This window comes from Xanthomonas chitinilytica (assembly GCF_026107455.2).
Taxonomy (GTDB): domain Bacteria; phylum Pseudomonadota; class Gammaproteobacteria; order Xanthomonadales; family Xanthomonadaceae; genus Stenotrophomonas; species Stenotrophomonas chitinilytica.
Genome location: NZ_JAPCHY010000011.1, coordinates 58533 through 76781, shown reverse-complemented (window position 1 = coordinate 76781; position 18249 = coordinate 58533). Strand labels below are relative to the sequence as shown.

At 68.3% G+C, this 18249-nt stretch carries 14 protein-coding genes; 5 read left to right on the top strand and 9 right to left on the bottom strand.

The window, feature by feature from the left end; genetic code table 11:
• Positions 1-2: 2 nt before the first annotated feature.
• The gene (locus OK345_RS13120; RefSeq protein ID WP_265128431.1) at positions 3-782 is read right to left on the bottom strand and encodes a CPBP family intramembrane glutamic endopeptidase; all 780 of its coding nucleotides are present in this window, start codon (positions 780-782) and stop codon (positions 3-5) included.
• A 325-nt stretch (positions 783-1107) separates the two neighbouring features.
• On the opposite strand from OK345_RS13120, the gene gyrA reads away from it, so the two are divergent.
• Entirely contained in the window at positions 1108-3825 is a 2718-nt protein-coding gene (gyrA, locus tag OK345_RS13115; protein ID WP_265128430.1) for a DNA gyrase subunit A, read from the top strand.
• A gap of 167 nt (positions 3826-3992) precedes the next feature.
• Positions 3993-6485, top strand: coding sequence for a membrane-bound PQQ-dependent dehydrogenase, glucose/quinate/shikimate family (locus tag OK345_RS13110; protein WP_265128429.1), 2493 nt, complete (start codon positions 3993-3995; stop codon positions 6483-6485).
• A 187-nt stretch (positions 6486-6672) separates the two neighbouring features.
• Here OK345_RS13110 and OK345_RS13105 read toward each other — a convergent pair whose 3' ends face one another.
• From OK345_RS13105 to OK345_RS13090, 4 genes are all read right to left on the bottom strand, one after another.
• Positions 6673-7065: a DUF3037 domain-containing protein gene (locus tag OK345_RS13105; RefSeq protein WP_265128428.1), complete on the bottom strand. Its 393-nt coding sequence runs from the start codon at positions 7063-7065 to the stop codon at positions 6673-6675.
• Complete coding sequence (locus OK345_RS13100; protein WP_265128427.1) at positions 7043-7819, bottom strand: HipA family kinase; 777 nt, start codon at positions 7817-7819, stop codon at positions 7043-7045. Before OK345_RS13100 ends, OK345_RS13105 begins: the two co-directional genes overlap by 23 nt.
• Before the next feature lie 248 nt (positions 7820-8067).
• Positions 8068-8457 (bottom strand): hypothetical protein, encoded by a 390-nt coding sequence (locus OK345_RS13095; protein WP_265128426.1) that lies wholly within the window; start codon positions 8455-8457, stop codon positions 8068-8070.
• Positions 8458-8533: 76 nt separating this feature from the next.
• Entirely contained in the window at positions 8534-9514 is a 981-nt protein-coding gene (locus OK345_RS13090) for a longin-like domain-containing protein (RefSeq protein WP_265128425.1), read from the bottom strand.
• 568 nt (positions 9515-10082) lie between these two features.
• Between OK345_RS13090 and OK345_RS13085 the strand changes: the two genes are divergently transcribed.
• Positions 10083-11114, top strand: a complete 1032-nt coding sequence (locus OK345_RS13085) for a sensor histidine kinase (RefSeq protein ID WP_265128424.1) — start codon at positions 10083-10085, stop codon at positions 11112-11114.
• Between the two features lie 63 nt (positions 11115-11177).
• Here the strand turns inward: OK345_RS13085 and OK345_RS13080 are convergent, their stop codons facing one another.
• Positions 11178-11300 carry a hypothetical protein gene (locus tag OK345_RS13080; protein ID WP_265128423.1) on the bottom strand — a complete coding sequence of 41 codons (123 nt, stop codon included), beginning with the start codon at positions 11298-11300 and terminating at the stop codon, positions 11178-11180.
• Between the two features lie 205 nt (positions 11301-11505).
• Here OK345_RS13080 and OK345_RS13075 point away from each other — a divergent pair, with 205 nt between their 5' ends.
• The gene (locus OK345_RS13075) at positions 11506-11925 is read left to right on the top strand and encodes a DoxX family protein (protein ID WP_265128422.1); all 420 of its coding nucleotides are present in this window, start codon (positions 11506-11508) and stop codon (positions 11923-11925) included.
• A 102-nt stretch (positions 11926-12027) separates the two neighbouring features.
• Here OK345_RS13075 and OK345_RS13070 read toward each other — a convergent pair whose 3' ends face one another.
• Positions 12028-13404, bottom strand: a complete 1377-nt coding sequence (locus OK345_RS13070) for a DUF7832 domain-containing protein (RefSeq protein ID WP_265128421.1) — start codon at positions 13402-13404, stop codon at positions 12028-12030.
• 314 nt (positions 13405-13718) lie between these two features.
• On the opposite strand from OK345_RS13070, the gene OK345_RS13065 reads away from it, so the two are divergent.
• Complete coding sequence (locus OK345_RS13065) at positions 13719-15512, top strand: beta-1,3-glucanase family protein (RefSeq protein WP_265128420.1); 1794 nt, start codon at positions 13719-13721, stop codon at positions 15510-15512.
• 190 nt (positions 15513-15702) lie between these two features.
• Here OK345_RS13065 and hutU read toward each other — a convergent pair whose 3' ends face one another.
• Positions 15703-17370 (bottom strand): urocanate hydratase, encoded by a 1668-nt coding sequence (gene hutU / locus OK345_RS13060; RefSeq protein ID WP_265128419.1) that lies wholly within the window; start codon positions 17368-17370, stop codon positions 15703-15705.
• The gene (gene hutG, locus OK345_RS13055; RefSeq protein ID WP_265128418.1) at positions 17367-18200 is read right to left on the bottom strand and encodes an N-formylglutamate deformylase; all 834 of its coding nucleotides are present in this window, start codon (positions 18198-18200) and stop codon (positions 17367-17369) included. The genes hutU and hutG overlap by 4 nt, the downstream gene beginning before the upstream one ends.
• Between the last annotated feature and the right edge of the window lie 49 nt (positions 18201-18249).

Sequence of the window (18249 nt, the reverse complement as noted above, 5' to 3'; positions counted from 1 at the left end):
CCTCAGGGGGCCGGCCGGCGCCAGTCGAAGTCCGGCCGCAGCAGGCCGAGCGCGACGCCGAGGGTGGCCGACGGCAGCAGCGCGAAGGCGACGAACTGCAAGGTCTGCATCCCGTCCACCGCCGCATGCCCGTGCAGCAGCTGGGCGCTGGTCATCCATGCGGTGTGCACGCCGATGCCGGCCCAGACGTTGCCGGTCATGGCGCGCACGTAGCCCAGGATCAGGGCCAGGCAGGGAATGAACGTCCACTGCTGCGCGGAGCCGAGCGCGCCGACCGCCCAGGCGAAGGCGACGAACAACGCCGCCTGCAGCAGCAGCGCGATCCATTGCGCGGCACGGCGCGCGACCAGGCCCTGCACGTAGCCGCGCAGCGCGAGTTCCTCGGGAAACGCCTCGACCAGGAACACGCCCAGCGCGAGCGGCGGCAGCGCGGCGAGCAGGGCGGAGGGCGTGGACAGCAGCGTGATCGAACTCCAGCCGAACACGATGCAGGCCGCGGTGCCGAGCAGGGCGGGCAGCAGCCACAGGCCGGCGCCCAACGCGAAGGCGCGGGCGTTGGCGGCGGCAGCATGGAGGCCGATGTCGCGCCAGCGCAGGCGGTCGAGCCGAAGCAGCAGCAGGACCAGCGCCAGCACCATCGCGGAGATGGCGGCGCCCCGCAGCAGGTGGGTCGTGGGGTCGTAGCCGGCATCGCTGCCGGACAGCATGGACGTGCCACGCCAGATGCCGATGATGGCGATGGCGACGAGCGCCAGGCGCAACGCCAGCGTGCTCCACGGCATGCGGATTCTCCCTTGGGCGGATGCCGGGGATTGTCCCGGCGCCGGCGGCCGAAGGTAATTGACGACTGTCATGCGCCCGGCATGCCGACGGACGGCGGGCGGGCGCGGGCGGGATCCGGGCGCGGATCGCCGGGGCAGGCCCGGGCGGCCCCGACGACGGCCGCAAGTACTTGTTTCGAGCCGGCAAATGCCGGCGGCGGATGGCCGTTCGTGGTAGAATCCATGGGTTCAACCGATCGTCCGGATATGCCGGCCACGCAGACCGGCAATGCCCGCCTGAACAGGCGGTTTCCGGGCCGGACCGCTACCAGAATACGGAACCCGAATGGCAGAAACCGCCAAGGAAATCATCCAGGTCAACCTGGAAGACGAGATGCGCAAGAGCTACCTCGATTACGCCATGAGCGTGATCGTGGGGCGCGCTCTCCCGGATGCGCGCGATGGCCTCAAGCCGGTGCATCGCCGCGTGCTGTACGCGATGAACGAGCTGAACGCGCACAGCAACAAGCCTTACTACAAGTCGGCGCGTATCGTCGGCGACGTCATCGGCAAGTACCACCCGCATGGCGACCAGTCGGTGTACGACACCCTGGTGCGCATGGCGCAGCCGTTCTCGCTGCGCTACATGCTGGTGGACGGCCAGGGCAACTTCGGTTCGGTCGACGGCGACTCCGCCGCGGCGATGCGCTACACCGAAGCCCGCATGTCGCGCCTGACCCACGAGCTGATCGCCGACATCGACAAGGAAACCGTCGATTTCCAGCCGAACTACGACGAGAAGGAACTGGAGCCGTCGGTCATGCCGACCCGGTTCCCGAACCTGCTGGTCAACGGTTCGGCCGGCATCGCGGTGGGCATGGCGACCAACATCCCGCCGCACAACCTGACCGAATCGATCAACGCCTGCATCGCGCTGATCGACAATCCGGAGATCGACGTCGACGGGTTGATGGAGTACATCCCCGGCCCTGATTTCCCGACCGCCGGCATCATCAACGGCACTGCCGGCATCGTCGCCGGCTACCGCACCGGCCGCGGCCGCGTGCGCATCCGCGCCAAGGCCGACATCGAGGTGGCCGACAACGGCCGCGAGTCGATCATCGTCACCGAGATCCCGTACCAGGTGAACAAGGCGCGGCTGATCGAGAAGATCGCCGAGCTGGTCAAAGAGAAGAAGATCGAAGGCATCAGCGAGCTGCGCGACGAGTCCGACAAGGACGGCATGCGCATCTACATCGAGGTCAAGCGCGGCGAGTCGGCCGAGGTCGTGCTGAACAACCTGTACCAGCAGACCCAGATGGAGTCGGTGTTCGGCATCAACATGGTGGCGCTGGTCGACGGCCGCCCGCAGCTGATGAACCTCAAGCAGATGCTCGAGGCCTTCGTCCGCCACCGCCGCGAAGTGGTCACCCGCCGCACCATCTTCGAACTGCGCAAGGCCCGTGCCCGCGCGCACGTGCTGGAAGGCCTGACCGTCGCGCTGGCCAACATCGACGAGATGATCGAGCTGATCAAGTCGTCGCCCAACCCGAACGAAGCGCGCGAACGCATGCTGGCGCGGGTCTGGGACCCGGGCCTGGTCGGTGCGCTGCTCGGTGCCGCCGGCGCCGAGGCCTCGCGCCCGGAAGACCTGCCCAAGGGCGTGGGCCTGATCGAGGGCGGCTACCAGCTGACCGAGATCCAGGCCACCCAGATCCTGGAGATGCGCCTGCACCGCCTGACCGGGCTGGAGCAGGACAAGCTGACCGACGAGTACAAGCAGCTGCTGGAAGCCATCGCCGGCCTGATCCACATCCTGGAAGACCCCGACCGCCTGCTGCAGGTGATCCGCGAAGAGCTGATCAACGTGCGTACCGAGTTCGGCGACGAGCGCCGCACCGAGATCCGCCACAGCGAGGAAGACCTGGACATCCTCGACCTGATCGCCCCGGAAGACGTGGTGGTCACGCTGTCGCACGCCGGCTACGCCAAGCGCCAGCCGGTCAGCGCCTATCGCGCGCAGCGTCGCGGTGGCCGCGGCCGCAGCGCGGCGGCGACCAAGGAAGAGGATTTCATCGAGCAGCTGTGGCTGGTCAACACCCACGACACGCTGCTGACCTTCACCAGCTCCGGCAAGGTGTTCTGGCTGCCGGTGCACCAGTTGCCCGAGGCCGGCTCCAATGCGCGCGGCCGGCCGATCATCAACTGGATCCCGCTGGAGAACGGCGAGCGCGTGCAGGCGGTGCTGCCGGTGCGCGAGTATGCCGAGGGCCAGTACGTGTTCTTCGCCACCCGCAACGGCACGGTCAAGAAGACCCCGCTGAGCGAGTTCGCGTTCCGCCTGGCGCGCGGCAAGATCGCCATCAACCTCGACGAGGGCGATGCGCTGGTCGGCGTCGGCCTGACCGACGGCGAGCGCGACATCCTGCTGTTCGCCTCCAACGGCAAGACCGTGCGCTTCGGCGAGGACAAGGTCCGCTCGATGGGCCGCACCGCCACCGGCGTGCGCGGCATCAAGATGGCCAAGGGCGAGGAAGTGGTCAGCCTGATCGTGGCCGAGAGCGCCGGCGGCAGCGAGGACGAGAACGAGGATGACGCGCAGGTCGAAGAGACCGCGATCGACAACGGCGATGCCGTGATCGAGAACGGCGACGACGACAACGCGCTGTACATCCTGACCGCCACCGAGAACGGCTATGGCAAGCGCACCCCGCTGCCGGAATATCCGCGCAAGGGCCGCGGCACCCAGGGCGTGATCGGCATCCAGACCACCGAGCGCAACGGCAAGCTGGTCAGCGCGGTGCTGATGGGGCCGAAGGACGAGGTGCTGCTGATCTCCGACGGCGGCACCCTGGTGCGCACGCGCGGTTCGGAAATCTCGCGCGTGGGCCGCAACACCCAGGGCGTCACCCTGATCCGCCTGTCCAAGGACGAGAAGCTGCAGGCGGTCGAACGCCTGGATGCGTCGCTGGATGCGGGCGAGGAGGGCAGCGAGGACGCCGCCGAGGCGACGGATGCCGCCACGCCGGAAGCCGCGGCCACCACGCCGCCTGCGGCCGAATAGCCGCTGCATCGCCCGTTGTGGAACGAGAACGCCGGCCTGTGCCGGCGTTTTCGTTTTCCGGCCACGGCAGGCGCATAAAACGCACGGCTTTCACACCCGCGGTGGGATAAGGGCCGGCGGGTCCGGCGGTCGTGCGGCCGGTGATGCTGGGGAACAAGGAGAACGCCATGTCCACGATCGCTTCGCCGCGGCACCGCCGCCACTGGTTGCTTGCCGTGCTGGCCGTCGTCATCCTGCTGCTGGGACTGGTGCTGGCCGTTGGCGGCGCCTGGCTCGCCGCCATCGGCGGCTCCTGGTACTACGTGCTGGCCGGCGTGGGATTGCTGGTGGCCGGCGTGCAGCTGTGGCGGGGGCGCTGCTCGGGCGCGGTCTGGTTCGGCGTGGTGTTCGTCGGCACGCTGCTGTGGACCTGGTGGGAGTCCGGCAGCAACTACTGGCGCTGGGTGCCGCGGCTGGGATTGATCGTGGCGCTGGCCTTCGTGCTGGCGCTGCTGTTGCCCACCCTGGAGCGGCCGCTGTCGCGCAGGCTGTCGCGCGCCATCGCCGCCGGCCTGGCGCTGGTGTTCGTGGCGGCTTTCACCCTGGCCTTCGTTCCGCATGGCGTCACCCCCGCCACGGGCGCGTTCCCCGATGCATACCCCAACACCGGCCGGGCCGGCTCCGCGCCTGCCGCACGGCAACCGGCCGACAGTCCGGCCGACGGCGACTGGGCGGCCTATGGCCGCAACAATGCCGCCACCCGCTATTCGCCGCTGCGGCAGATCACGCCGGACAACGTCGGCCAGCTGCGCCAGGCCTGGATGTTCCGCACCGGCGACCTGCCCGACCGCCGCTGGGGCGCGGAAACCACGCCGCTGAAGGTGGGCGACAGCCTCTACCTGTGCACCGCCCGCAACCAGCTCATCGCGCTCGATGCCGCCGACGGCAGCGAGCGCTGGCGCTACGATCCCGGGGTCAAGGACGAATCGATCCCGTATACCGCCGCCTGTCGCGGCGTGGCCTATTACGAGGCACCGGCGCCGGCGCCCGATCCCCGGCTCGCCGATGCCGCCGCCGACCTGGCGCAACCGGACGGCTCGGCGGTGCCGATGCCGTCGCCGCGCGCGGCCTGCGCGGCGCGCATCATCGAGGGCACCCTCGACGGCCGGCTGATCGCGGTCGATGCCGCCACCGGCCAGCCGTGCGCGGACTTCGGCAACAACGGCCAGGTCGACATCACCGTCGGCATGGGCGATACCCCGCCGGGCTACGTCTCGATCACCTCGCCGCCGGCCATCGTGCGCGGCGTGATCGTCACCGGCCACCAGGTGCTGGACGGGCAGCGCCGCGACGCGCCGTCCGGCGTGATCCAGGCATACGACGCGGTCACCGGCCAGCTGCGCTGGGCCTGGGACATGCTGCACCCCGAGCGCGACGGGCTGCCGCCGGCCGGCGAGACCTACGCCCGCGGCACGCCCAACATGTGGACCATGGCCACCGGCGACGACGCGCTGGGAATGGTGTACCTGCCGCTGGGCAACTCGGCGGCCGACTACTGGAGCGGCTCGCGCAGCGAGATCGAGAACCGCTATTCCACCTCATTGGTGGCCATCGACGTGACCACCGGCAAGCCGGCCTGGCATTTCCAGACGGTGCGCAAGGACGTGTGGGATTACGACCTGGGCTCGCAGGCGACCCTGGTCGACTACCCGACGCCGGCCGGTGCGGTGCCGGCGATCCTGCTGCCGAGCAAGCAGGGCGACATCTACGTGCTCGACCGCCGCAGCGGGCAACTGCTGACCCGCGCCGAGGAGCGCGACGTGCCCGGTGGCGGGGTGGAGCCGGAACAGCGTTCGCCCCGGCAGCTGTTCTCGCTGTACCACACGCTGCGCAAGCCGGACCTGAGCGAGCGCGACATGTGGGGCATCACCCCCATCGACCAGTTGGTCTGCCGGCTCCAGTTCCGCCGCGCCAGCTACCAGGGCATCTACACCCCGCCGACCGCCGACCGCCATTCCATCGAATATCCCGGCTACAACGGCGGTTCGGACTGGGGCAGCGTCGCGGTCGACCCGCACCACGGCGTGATCGTGGCCAACTACAACGACATGCCCAACTACAACCTGCTGGTGCCGCGCGCCAAGGCCGACAGGATGGGCTGGGCGCCGCGCGAGGACGTGCGCGGCGACATGGGCGGGGCCGAGGGCGCGGGCGATCCGCAGGTCGGCACGCCGTACGCGATCAACGTCAACGCCGGCTGGCGGCTGCCGTTCACCAAGCTGCTGTGCAAGCAGCCGCCCTACGGCGGCATCCGCGCCATCGACCTGCGCAGCGGCCGGACGCTGTGGGACCGGCCGTTCGGCAGCGCCCGCGGCAACGGCCCGTTCGGCATCCGCTCCGGCCTGCCGATCGAGATCGGCACGCCCAACAATGGCGGCTCGGCGGTCACCGCCAGCGGCCTGATCTTCATCGCCGCGGCGACCGACGACCTGTTCCGCGCCATCGACCTGAAGACCGGCAAGGAGCTTTGGCGCACGAAGCTGCCGGCCGGCGGCCAGGCCAACCCGATGATCTACGAGCACGACGGCCGCCAGTACGTGGTGATCATGGCCGGCGGCCACCACTTCATGGAGACCCCTGCCGGCGACTACGTCATCGCCTACGCATTGCCCGAGAGTTGAGGCGTGGGAGTCCGGGCGTGGCGGAGCGCCCGGACCGGGGGGCGGCCGACAGGCGGGCGGAACGCGGTCGCCGTGCGGATGCGGCGACCGGATCGGGCAACGGCACCCGCCGGCTCGTATCGCGGGCCTCCGCCGGTATCCCGGCGGAGAACGCCTGCCGGAGACGCAGTCCCCCGGAATCCCGCAGTCAGCGCGGCGTCCGCACCATGCGGTCGAGCAGGTGTTCGACGATCTGCTGCGGATGATGGGTGCGGCCGACATGCGCCGGCGATATCTGCACGATCGAGCTGCGCTTGGCGGTGAGCCAGTGGAAGCGGACGCGTGGCGGCAGCGCGGCGATGGGGCCGGCGCCCGCTTCGCCGCGGCAGACGGCTTCGATCGCATCGAGGTAGGGGCGCAGCGCGTCGATGTCGAGCGACGGCGCGAAGGCGCGCAGCCGCGCCTCGTCCAGCTCGATGCGCGCCTCCAGGTGGCCGGCGCCCGGGCAGGAGACGATCACGCCGACGTTGAGGAATTCCTCGCGCTCCACCCGCGGCACCACGCGGATGACCGCGTAGTCATAGGTATGCAGCGCGGGCACGGAGGGCCTCCTGGACGAAGACCTGGCGCTGCGCCAGGCGTTGCTTGAGGTGGTCGGCGTAGGCGCGGCGCTGCAGCTCCGGGCTGGGCAGGGTGGGGTCGGGCGGCAGCCAGCCGTCCGGCACCAGCGAGACGATGCGGTCGATGGCATCGTCGTCCAGCCGCGCGGACAGTTCGGCATCGGCGCCGGCGATGTCGTCGGCGAACGGCAGCAGCACGTGGTCGCGGATCAGCGCGAAAGGCTTGGCGGCGGCATCGGCGGCCGTGGCCCAGTCGTGGTGGAAGTACAAGGATGCACCGTGGTCGATCAGGTAGAGCTGGCGGTGCCAGACCATCAGGTTGGTGTTGCGGGTGGTGCGGTCGACGTTGCTGATGCAGGCGTCGAACCAGACGATGCGCGAGGCCAGCGCCGGGTCCGGGCGCATCGCCGCCGGGTCGTAGTTGATCGCGCCGGGCAGGTAGTCGATGGCCAGGTTGAGGCCCTCGCTGGCGCGGATGAGGTCCTGGATCTCCGGGTCGGGCTCGGTGCGGGCGAACTCGCGGTCGAGTTCGGCGAACACGATCTCGGGCATCGGCAGGCCCAGCAGGCGTGCCAGTTCGCCGGAAATCAGCTCGGCCACCAGGGCCTTCGGTCCCTGGCCGGCGCCCCGGAACTTCATCACGTACAGGCCGTCGTCGTCGGCCTCGACGATCGCCGGCAGCGACCCGCCTTCGCGCAGCGGCGTGACATAGCGGGTGGCGTGGACGGTTCTCAAGGGAGCAATGTCTGCGGGCATGGGCGACAAGCCTAGCCGAACGCGGTGGCGGCGGTCATGCGTTGCCTGTGTGCCGGGAGCCGGGCGTGGTGTTGCGGTCGCGAAGGTCGGGTGCACCCGGTTCGCCCGGCGCGGCAAGCGTCAGGTGGGAGAACAGGCGATCGAATGCGTCGTTGCGGCCGGAAACAGCGCAGCCAGGCCGGGTCGCGCCGCGTCTTGAGGCGTGCGAGCGCGCGGTGCCGCGACGCTCAGGGCCGGGAGCCGGTGGCGCCGCCCATGGCCCTGAGCTGCTGCGCCAGCACCCGGGTTTCCTCGCCGTACTTCTCGCAGGTGTCGGGCAGGGCCATTTCCAGCAGTGCCGGTTCCAGGTAGGCGAGGTGGTAGGCATTGCTGTCGACCTGCAGCAGTTCCGCCAGCCGCTGGCCGGTGGCGGCGATCAACGCCGCATCGCCGCTCTCCAGCGACAGGCCGCTGCAGCTGGAGGCGACCAGGTTGCCCAGGGCGAACATGTGCAGCATTTCCGGCTTGGCGATGTCCGCCAGTGCGTCGTCCGATGGCGGCCGCACTTCCTCCACGCCTTCGGCCAGGGCGGGGCGGGTGCAGGCGATGAGCAGGGCGAGGACGGGCAGCAGGCGCATGGTGCAGGTCGGCTCGGGAGAAGGCCGGCATGCTAGCGCATCCCGGATGGGGCTTCGCGGGCGCAGGGCCGGTTTCCTAGGCGAGCGGTAGCGTGGAGTCGGCGCGGGTGAGGGCATCGTGCAGTGCGCGTACCTCCTCGGCCCTGGGATGGCGTCGGCTTTCGTCGCCCAGCGAGTGCAGGTAGCGGCAGGCGGCGAATCCTTCCGCCTTGCGCTCGTAGTCGGCAATCCATGCCAGGCGGTCCGGGCGTTGCGCCTGCTCGCGCGACCATGCCGCCACCGGTGGCCGGATGCGGCGACGCATGCCGACCCGCCATGGCTTGGCCGTCAGCCGCGCACGGAAGCAGCCTTGCACCTTGCACATCCTCGAGTACAGCGCGTCGGCGTGCAGCGCGTTGAAGAACGACGCCACTGCCTCGTCCCGGGGGGAGAACGTGTCGTGCATGGCGAGTATCCGCAGCCCGGCGGGAGTCCGGTACACGCGCAGGTGCCAGTCCGGATGAGTGGACGAGAACGCCTGCACCCGCGCCGATGCGCGGGCTTCGGCGCCGCCCTTGTCGGCAAAGGCCCGGCGCTTTCGCGCCAGCAGCAATGCGTTGAGCCCCCACGTCGATGCGGTTGCCAGGATCGCGCCGACCAGCCAGTTCCACTGCAGCCCGCCCACGACCGTGATGGCAGCCCAGAACGCGATGTTGGCCGCGAACGGCAGCACGCATCCTTCGGGCCGGGACTCGAAGTCGATGTCGCCGAACAGCACATCCGGAGTGTTCAGGCACAGCGCGCCGTAGCTGTTGCGGGTGATCACCGCGTCGCCGTGACGCGACACGATCTGCTCGCGGATGGGCACGCCTTCGATGCCATAGTTGCTGAGCTGCTCGCGCCGGCGCAGTTGCCCGCCGGCCAGGATCGCGTCCAGCGCCTCCTGCACGCGCGCCTCGGCATGCGCCTGCGCCGCCGCTTCGCTTTCGTCCGACCAGCCGAAGCGGCGGACCGTGATGCTGCGCCGCTTGTGCCGTACCTGCCTGCGGGCTTCCGCCCAGAACTCCGGAACGATCATCTGGCCCCCTGCCGTCGTCCTGACTGTGTGGGACGGAGTCTCTCATGCCGCGGGCGATTCCTCATCGTCGGATGCTGGAAGCGACCGGTGGCGTTGCCGGACCCCGGTCCACCGCCGCGGGCCCGTCGTTTGGCGGCAGGAGATCAAGGCCGGTCCGGAACGACGACGCGACGCCTCCGGGAGAAGCCCGGCCAGGGCGCGACGGCTTCCCGCCTCGCCGAGGATCGGGCTTTTGAAGGTCAGCCCGACGGCAATTCGGCGAGTGCCGCCTTCACCTTGCCTTCGCGTGCGAGCTGCGCGGCCCGCTCGCCGAGGGCGGAATAGCTGAGCCCGGGGGCCGCCAGCGTGGGCGCCGATCGATCCGTTCAGCGAGCGAATTGGAGGGGATAGCCGATGAACGGCAGGCTTTCCCGGTTCAAACCCGTCCGGCAACGCACAAGACGCGTATGGTGTGACGATGATGCATCGGTTCCTCATCGACAATCGTGCCGAGTTGATCGCTCGCTGCCGGGAGAAGGTGGCCCAACGGTCGCCCTCCGGCAGCATGGGCGAAGAGCTGGATTTCGGCGTGAGCGTCTTTCTCGACCAGCTCATCAGGACGCTGGAAATCGAAAGGACGCCGGAGCCGAAGCGCAGCCGCAAGGTGTCCGGTCCGAGCGGCGGCGGAAAACCGCAGCTGTCCGAGATCAGCGAGTCTGCCGCCTTGCATGGCAGGGAACTGCTGCAGCACGGCTTTACCATCAACGAGGTGGTCCACGACTACGGCGACCTTTGCCAGGCGATCTCCGACCTGGCCTTCGAACGCGGCGAAATCATCGAGATCGACGAGTTCACGACGCTCAACCGCTGCCTGGACAATGCCATCGCCAACGCCGTCACCGAGTTCGGCTACCAGCACGACTTCGCCCTGGCCGCGAAGCAGGCGGTCGCATTGAACGAGCGATTGGGCTTCTTTGCCCATGAGTTGAGGAACCAGCTGTGCATCGCGACGCTTGCCCTCTCCATCATCAAGCAGGGCAACGTCGGCCTGTCGGGCGCTACCGGTGGCGTGCTGGATCGCGCCCTGGTCGGATTGGGCAACCTGATAGACCGCTCGCTTGCCGAGGTCCGCATGACCGCGGGCATTCCGGTGCAGAACCGCCTGTACTCGCTCGCGGACTTCATCGCCGAGATCAAGCTTTCCGCCTCGCTGCAGGCGGACGTCAAGGGCTGCGTGCTGACGGTGTCCGAAGTCGACCCGCTGCTGGCCATCGACGTGGACCGCGACCTGCTGCTCTCGGCGACAGGCAACCTGCTGCAGAACGCGTTCAAGTTCTCCCATCCGCACAGCGAGGTCACGCTCAATGCCTACGCCGTGGCCGACCGCATCCTGATCGACGTGGAGGACCATTGCGGCGGCCTTGCCGCGGGCACCGCCGAGAGGATATTCCTGCCCTTCGTGCAGGAAGGCGACGACCACAGCGGCCTGGGCCTGGGGCTGTCCATTTCGCGCCGCAGCGTGGAAGCCAACCACGGGGTGCTCAGCGTCCGCAACATCCCCGGGTCCGGTTGCGTGTTCACGATCGACCTTCCGCGCCACCTGGTGGCCGATCCCGCGTAAGGGCCGGGCGACGTTCGGCGTGCCCGGAAACCGGGCCAGGCTTGCCGGCTGCGGGTCCGGCGATCAGTGCCCGGGGCCGATGCAGAGCCAGGTCAGCAGGGCGACATAGGCGAACACCCAGAGCAGGGCCTTGAGCGTGCCCGCGATCATGTTGCCGCCGAACAACGTCTCCAGAAACCGGTACATGAGACCTCCCGTCGTTGCGGGCCAGTGTACCCATGTGCCGGTATCGCCGGGCGCCGGCATGGCGGCGGTATGGCGCTGCCATCGTGCTGTCCCGGGTGCTTCCGTGTGGACGGGAAGCGGACGGGACGACCCGCGTGCTGGTCCCTTCACAGTCTTGCGCCGCCGCCGGTTTTCCCGGCCGGCGCAATCCAACGGGAGTGGCGCCATGCCCGACAGCCTCATCGAAAGGAACCGCGACGTACTGATCCTGCTGGCCCGCATCCTGATGATGGTGCTGTTCATGGTCTCGGGCGGGTCGAAGCTGACCGGCTTCCACGGCGCGGTGGACTACATGGCGTCGGTGCATGCGCCGCTGCCGCAGGTCGCCGCCGCGGTTGCGGTGACCATGGAGCTGTTCGTCGCGCTGGCGCTGGTCCTGGGCCTCTGGGTACGGCCGCTGGCGTTGCTGTATGTGTTGTTCGTGTTGGGCACCGGCGTGCTCGGCCACCCGTTCTGGTCGATGGAAGGCGCCGAACGGGCCGCGAGCATGACCCGGTTCCTGAAGAACCTGTCCATCGTCGGCGGCCTATTGCTGCTGGTTGTCATCGGGGCGGGGCACTTTGCGCTTGCCGGTCGCGGACGATAAGCAGGCCGGTTGCGCCCGGGCAATCGGGTGTCGCGGTCCGGTTCCGGCATCGCCGCATCGACGTTGCCTTGTTTGCAATGCGGGCAGGCCGCGCCCGGCCGATCAATGGCTTGCCAGGTCTTCCGGCAGTGCCAGCCCGTGAGCGAAGGCCAACTTGATGTCCTGTTCGCCGGAATAGGCGAGATGGTCCCAGTCCATCCCGCCGCCTTCCCGGAGAAGGGCGAAGGTCTTGCGGATATTGCCGCGCCATGGGCCGGGACGGCTGTTGAAATAATGCGCGAAGAAACGCTGGGCCTGCTCCTGGGTGCCGAAACACAGCATGAAGGCCAGAGGCGTGGATTCCGCATCGCAGACGCCGGTGAAGCCACCGCCCTGGGCGGCCAGCTGTTCCAGTGCGCGTTCGCGCTCGCCGAACAGTTCGACTACGGGCAGCAGGTACTGTCCGATGGCGGCTGCCATCGCCCGCAGGGATTCGGTTCTCTGGATGCCTGCCACCTGCCAGACGATGGCGTTGGCGGCCTTGAGCGGCCGGCGCAGCGAGCCGGACAGCACGTAGCCGCTTTCCTCCTTGCGGCCGGTGCGTTGCGTCCGCCACTGCCCGAGTTTCTTGCTGGTGATGTGCAGGTGTACCGTCACCCGCACGTTGGCGCGGGTGTTGTAGCGTTCCGCTGCGAAGACGACTTCGAACGTGGTATCGCGGTCGGCGGCGGTCTTCTTCCATGTCGTGCCATCCTTGTTCGGCTTGAAGCCGCATGCCGACAGCGAATCGCCGACGGCAATGCAGGCCTGCTGGAACTGGACTTTGGGATCGAGCGCGCGGTTGCCTTCCTGCTCGCGCCACGCCTGCCATTGCGCATGGCGCCGGTCGAGCACGGGAGCGATCCGGTCGAAATTCTCCCAGGTATTCTCGACGTGGTAGGTGCTCTCGTATTCGAAACCGTTCGCCTCGGCATGGCGGTTGAACACGTCGCAGTAGTCGTCCAGGTAGCTGCCGTGCTGCCGGGCGAACGCCGAATCGGCCCGGTAGTAATCGATGGCGAAGGCATTGCCCTCGTCGTCCAGGTCGTCTTCCCAGAACTTGCCGTCGCAGGCCTGCAGCAGGAAATCCAGGCCGGTGATGCGGCGTCGTTGCAGCTGTTCCAGCCAGTGCGCCGATTCTTCGTGGTGAAACCCGCCGGCCATGCCGTGCGCGAACGCCCAGGCCAGGAACATGCCGATATGGATGCCGCCATTCTCGGGCGGCAGGTCCGTCGGATATTCGCCACCCGAATGCCAGTCGATCCTGTCGTACGCCATTGCAAGCCTTCCATGCCGGGGAGCGCAGTCTATCGGATCGCAAAAGGGGCCAGGCCGGGCGCTGTTGCCGTTCGGAAAGTTCGCGACCGCCGGGGAGCCGGCCGCTCCGGTGAAGCATCGGATCTTTGTCGCATGCGGTCGAAGGCGGTGTCGTCGCAGCCGGCCTTCCTGTCCCGGCGTCACGCCAGCGCCGGGCGGGCAAGTGCCGCCGCACCCGGATCGCGGGGAATGACCACGTTGACATGCCGGGGCGCCGCGAATGCCGGCGGCGGTCTCTTTTCTTCCTCGTCCGGGACCTGTGGAGGTCCATGAATTTCAATCGCTTGCATGGTTCCAGATCATCGGATGCTCGCAATTGACAACGCTGTCACGTTTCCCCCGTACCCCCGGTGCTACGGTCGCTGCGCTCTACGGGATCGGGGGATTCCTGCAAGGACGGCATCGAAATGCGCCGGCGGATCGCTGGCGCCGCCACCAATCTATTGGAGGGAACGGCAATGCAACGCATGTATCTCAGGTTGGTCAGCCTGTTGATGCTGACGCTTCTGGTCTTCGCCGCATACGCGCAATCGTCTTCGGATTACAGCCGTGGAGTCGATGTCTCCGGCAATACCGCCGTGATCTGGTTCAAGTCGAACGTCGATACGCAATGGGTCGACGCCCACTATGTCCTTGCCGGCGGCGACCAGCAGAATCTCCGCATGGCCTACAACGGTGCGCTGGGCCGCCACGAGCAGGTCGTGACCCCGGTGTCTGCCGGGCAGTCGCTGTCCTATTCGTTCACCTACAACAACGGCACGCCGGCCCACGACACGCCGTGGTTCGCGTACACCATCTCCGGCGGCGGCGATGGTGGCGGTCCGGGCACGGGCAAGGTCTGCTTCTACGAACACGCCAACTATGCCGGCGCCAGTTTCTGTGCCGATACGGACTCCAGCTGGGTGGGGGCGGCGTGGAACGACAAGGCCTCGTCGCTGAAGGTGCAGGCCGGCCAGCAGGTGCAGCTGTTCCGCGACATCGACTACGGCGGCGGTTCGATCACGGTGACCGGCGACGAGCCCAACCTGGCCGCCCGCGGGTTCAACGACGCGATGTCCTCGTTCAAGGTGCAGGCCATCGGCGGCGGTGGCGACTGGAACGAAAGGACCACCTTCAACATCGTCAATCAGACCCGCGGCATGTGGGGCGACCGCGACGTCTACTGGGCCATCATCGGCAAGAGTTGGGAAACCGACCGCTTCGTCTGGATCGACGCGCAGGGCCGGCAGGTGCCGATGTCGGTCGCCGACAACGGTGCGCTGGTGAAGAACGGCGAGGGCTACACCAACTATTTCCATCGCCTGTCCGACCTGCCATCGGTGACCATCGCGCCGCTCAACTCGGCGCGCATCCTGTTCGCGGTCGGCAGCCCGATGTACATCAAGGTGGTGGTCGACGCCAACGGCAACATCGGCTACGCCGGCGCCAACATCCAGAACCCGACCGATCCCAACCTGGACGTGTATTTCGACTTCGGCGAAATGGCGATCCTGCCGAAGAGCCACGACAACCGCGGCATCTACGTCAACACTTCGCGCGTGGACCATTTCGGCTTCCCGCTGCAGCTGCGGGTGCAGGGGCTGGGCGGCTACGACGAGACCGTCGGCGAGAAGGTCGCCGAGCTGACCCGCGACCAGGTGTTCACCCGCTACGTGTCGCGCGTGCCCAACGAGTTCAAGCACCTCGGGCAGGCGCCGTACGCGCCGTACCGCATCGTCGCGCCGGGCCATGGCAACTTCAACCACGGCAAGCAGTACGCGAACTACCTGCAACCGTACATCGACGCGGTGTGGGCGCGTTACCGCAACGAGAACCTGACCTTCACCCTGCAGAACCTGGGTACCTTCAGCGGCCGGGTCCAAGGCGATACGTTCCGCTTCACCGGCGGCAACCAGAACGGCACGTTCTACATCAACGGCAAGCCGGACACGCAGATGATCCTGCTCGGCGCCGGCCTGCTGGCCGACGCCGCCAATGCCGCGCCGCAGGACGTCGACACGCAGCTGCAGATCCAGGCCCAGGTCGCCGCGGCGTTCAACCGCCACGTGATCGAAACCCCGTCGAACTGGTACGACGCGGGCCACCACTATCCGTGGGGCCAGCTCGCCAACTACTACGCGTGGTTCTGGCACAACGAGGACATTTCGCACCACCGCCTGTCGTACGGCTTTTCCTACGACGACGTCGGCGGACACAGTCCTTCGCTGTATACGCCTTCGCCGACCACGGTGACGTTCACCATCGGCTGGTGAGTGGCGTTTTCCCTCCTCCTGCAACCCCGCAGGAGGAGGGATGGATCGCGGTCCCTCCGGCGCGACCTGCGTCGCTCCTGCAGTGGGAGCGACATCAGTCGCGAGCTTTCCGGGCAGGCCTTGGGATTACGGGTGAGTTATCTGCAAGAAGGGGCAGCGCATGGCTGCCCCGGTCGAACGCGCGACCGGATCAGCCGAGGATGCCGGGCAGGTCCAGTCCCTTTTCCTTCGCGCAGTCGATGGCGATGCCGTAACCGGCATCGGCGTGGCGCATCACACCGGTGGCCGGATCGTTCCACAGCACGCGGGCGATGCGCTTGGCCGCCGCTTCGGTGCCGTCGCAGACGATGACCATGCCGGCGTGCTGCGAAAAGCCCATGCCGACGCCGCCGCCGTGGTGCAGCGAGACCCAGGTGGCGCCACTGGCGGTGTTGAGCAGGGCATTGAGCAGCGGCCAGTCGGACACGGCGTCGCTGCCGTCGGCCATCGCTTCGGTCTCGCGGTTGGGCGAGGCGACGCTGCCGCTGTCCAGGTGGTCGCGGCCGATCACCACCGGAGCCTTGAGCTCGCCCTTGGCGACCATCTCGTTGAAGGCCAGGCCCAGGCGGTCGCGGTCGCCCAGGCCGACCCAGCAGATGCGTGCCGGCAGGCCCTGGAACTTGATCTTGTCGGCGGCCATGTCCAGCCAGCGGTGCAGGTGCGGGTTGTCCGGGATCAGCTCCTTGACCTTGGCGTCGGTCCTGGCGATGTCTTCCGGATCGCCGCTGAGCGCGGCCCAGCGGAACGGGCCGATGCCGCGGCAGAACAGCGGGCGGATGTAGGCCGGGACGAAGCCGGGGAAGTCGAAGGCATTCGCCACGCCTTCCTCCAGCGCCATCTGCCGCAGGTTGTTGCCGTAGTCCACGGTCGGCACGCCGAGCGCGTGGAAGCCGAGCATGGCGCGGATATGGTTGGCCATCGAGGCGCGTGCGGCGGCTTCGACTTCCTTCGGCGCGGAGACGCGCTTCTGGTCCCACTGTTCGACCGTCCAGCCCTGCGGCAGATAGCCGTTTACCGGGTCGTGCGCGGAGGTCTGGTCGGTCAGCAGGTCCGGCTTGACGCCGCGCTTGAGCAGTTCGGCCAGCACGTCGGCGACGTTGCCGAGCAGGCCGACGGACAGCGGCTTCTTCGCCTTGCAGGATTCGTCGATCAGTCGCAGCGCCTCGTCCAGGTTGTCGGTCCAGGTATCGAGATAACCGGTGCGCAGACGCATGTCGATGCTGCTCTTGCGGCATTCCACCGCCAGGCAGGAGGCGCCGGCCATCACCGCCGCCAGCGGCTGCGCGCCGCCCATGCCGCCGAGGCCGCCGGTGAACAGCCACTTGCCGGCCAGGTCGCCGCCGTAGTGCTGGCGGCCCATCTCGACGAAGGTCTCGTAGGTGCCCTGGACGATGCCCTGCGCGCCGATGTAGATCCAGCTGCCGGCGGTCATCTGGCCGTACATCGCCAGGCCCTTTTTATCCAGCTCGTTGAAATGGTCCCAGTTGGCCCAGCGCGGCACCAGGTTGGAGTTGGCGATCAGCACGCGCGGCGCGTCGGCGTGGGTGCGGAACACGCCGACCGGCTTGCCGGACTGCACCAGCAGGGTCTGGTCGTCGTCCAGCCGCTTCAGGGTTTCGACGATGGCGTCGAAGCTTTCCCAGTCGCGCGCGGCGCGACCGATGCCGCCGTACACCACCAGTTCCTGCGGGCGTTCTGCCACGTCCGGGTGCAGGTTGTTCATCAGCATGCGCAGCGGCGCTTCGGTCAGCCAGCTCTTGGCGTTGAGGGTGGTGCCGGTGGGCGCGGCGATGGTGCGGGTCGGATCGTTGCGGCTCATGGGGTACTCCGGGAAACGGCGAATTCAAGACAGGCCTTGAGCACCTGCTGCAGCGTGTCGCGCAGCGGGGCGGCATGGTCGGGGTCGTAGGGCGTGGGCCAGTTGCGCTCGTCCACCTGCACCGGTTCGCGCATGTAGCCGCGGCAGCCCAGCTCCATCTGCAGCGTGTGCACGCCGCCGGGGATGTCGCTGTAGTGGCGGGTGATCCAGCCGCCCTTGAAGCGGCCGTTGCGCACGTGGCTCATGCCGCTCATCGCGCACAGGTTCTCGACCACGTCGGTCAGGGCGTTGTCGCAGGTGGTGTCGTTGTTGGTGCCGATGTTGAACTGCGGCAGTTCGCCGTCGAACAGGTGCGGGATGCGCGAGCGGATCGAATGCGCGTCATAGACCACCACGGTGCCGTGACTTTGCCGCAGCCGCGCGACCTGCGCGGCCAGCGCGTCATGGTAGGGCGCGAAGTACGTATCGCGGCGGCGCGCGATTTCCGCTTCGTCCGGCGCCATGCCGTCGCGGTACAGCGGCTGGTTGTCGAAGGTGGTCAGCGGGCACAGGCCGGTGGTGTTCTGGCCGGGGTAGAGCGAGGCGCCGGAGGGATCGCGGTTGAGGTCGATCACCGAGCGCGAGATCGCCGAGCGCACGGTGGAGGCGCCGAGTTCGCGGGCGAAGGCGTACAGCTCGTGCACCCACCAGTCGGCATCGCGCTGGGCCAGCCACGGCGAGACGAAATTGCCGGCCAGTTCGCCGGGCAGGTCGGTGCCGGTGTGCGGGAAGCTGACGACCAGCGGGGCGTCGCCCTGGTGGAGGTGGAGCCAGTCGGGAATCGGGGTCATCTGCAAACCTATGTTCGGCAGGGGCGGCAGGTTGTGGCGAAGGTGACGG

Excerpts from the sequence above, each read along its gene's own strand:
- OK345_RS13120 (WP_265128431.1), bottom strand. The coding sequence starts at position 782 with ATGCCGTGGAGCACGCTGGCGTTGCGCCTGGCGCTCGTCGCCATCGCC.
- gyrA (WP_265128430.1), top strand. The coding sequence starts at position 1,108 with ATGGCAGAAACCGCCAAGGAAATCATCCAGGTCAACCTGGAAGACGAG.
- OK345_RS13110 (WP_265128429.1), top strand. The coding sequence starts at position 3,993 with ATGTCCACGATCGCTTCGCCGCGGCACCGCCGCCACTGGTTGCTTGCC.
- OK345_RS13095 (WP_265128426.1), bottom strand. The coding sequence starts at position 8,457 with ATGCGCCTGCTGCCCGTCCTCGCCCTGCTCATCGCCTGCACCCGCCCC.
- OK345_RS13090 (WP_265128425.1), bottom strand. The coding sequence starts at position 9,514 with ATGATCGTTCCGGAGTTCTGGGCGGAAGCCCGCAGGCAGGTACGGCAC.
- OK345_RS13080 (WP_265128423.1), bottom strand. The coding sequence starts at position 11,300 with ATGTACCGGTTTCTGGAGACGTTGTTCGGCGGCAACATGATCGCGGGC.
- OK345_RS13075 (WP_265128422.1), top strand. The coding sequence starts at position 11,506 with ATGCCCGACAGCCTCATCGAAAGGAACCGCGACGTACTGATCCTGCTG.
- OK345_RS13065 (WP_265128420.1), top strand. The coding sequence starts at position 13,719 with ATGCAACGCATGTATCTCAGGTTGGTCAGCCTGTTGATGCTGACGCTT.
- hutU (WP_265128419.1), bottom strand. The coding sequence starts at position 17,370 with ATGAGCCGCAACGATCCGACCCGCACCATCGCCGCGCCCACCGGCACC.
- hutG (WP_265128418.1), bottom strand. The coding sequence starts at position 18,200 with ATGACCCCGATTCCCGACTGGCTCCACCTCCACCAGGGCGACGCCCCG.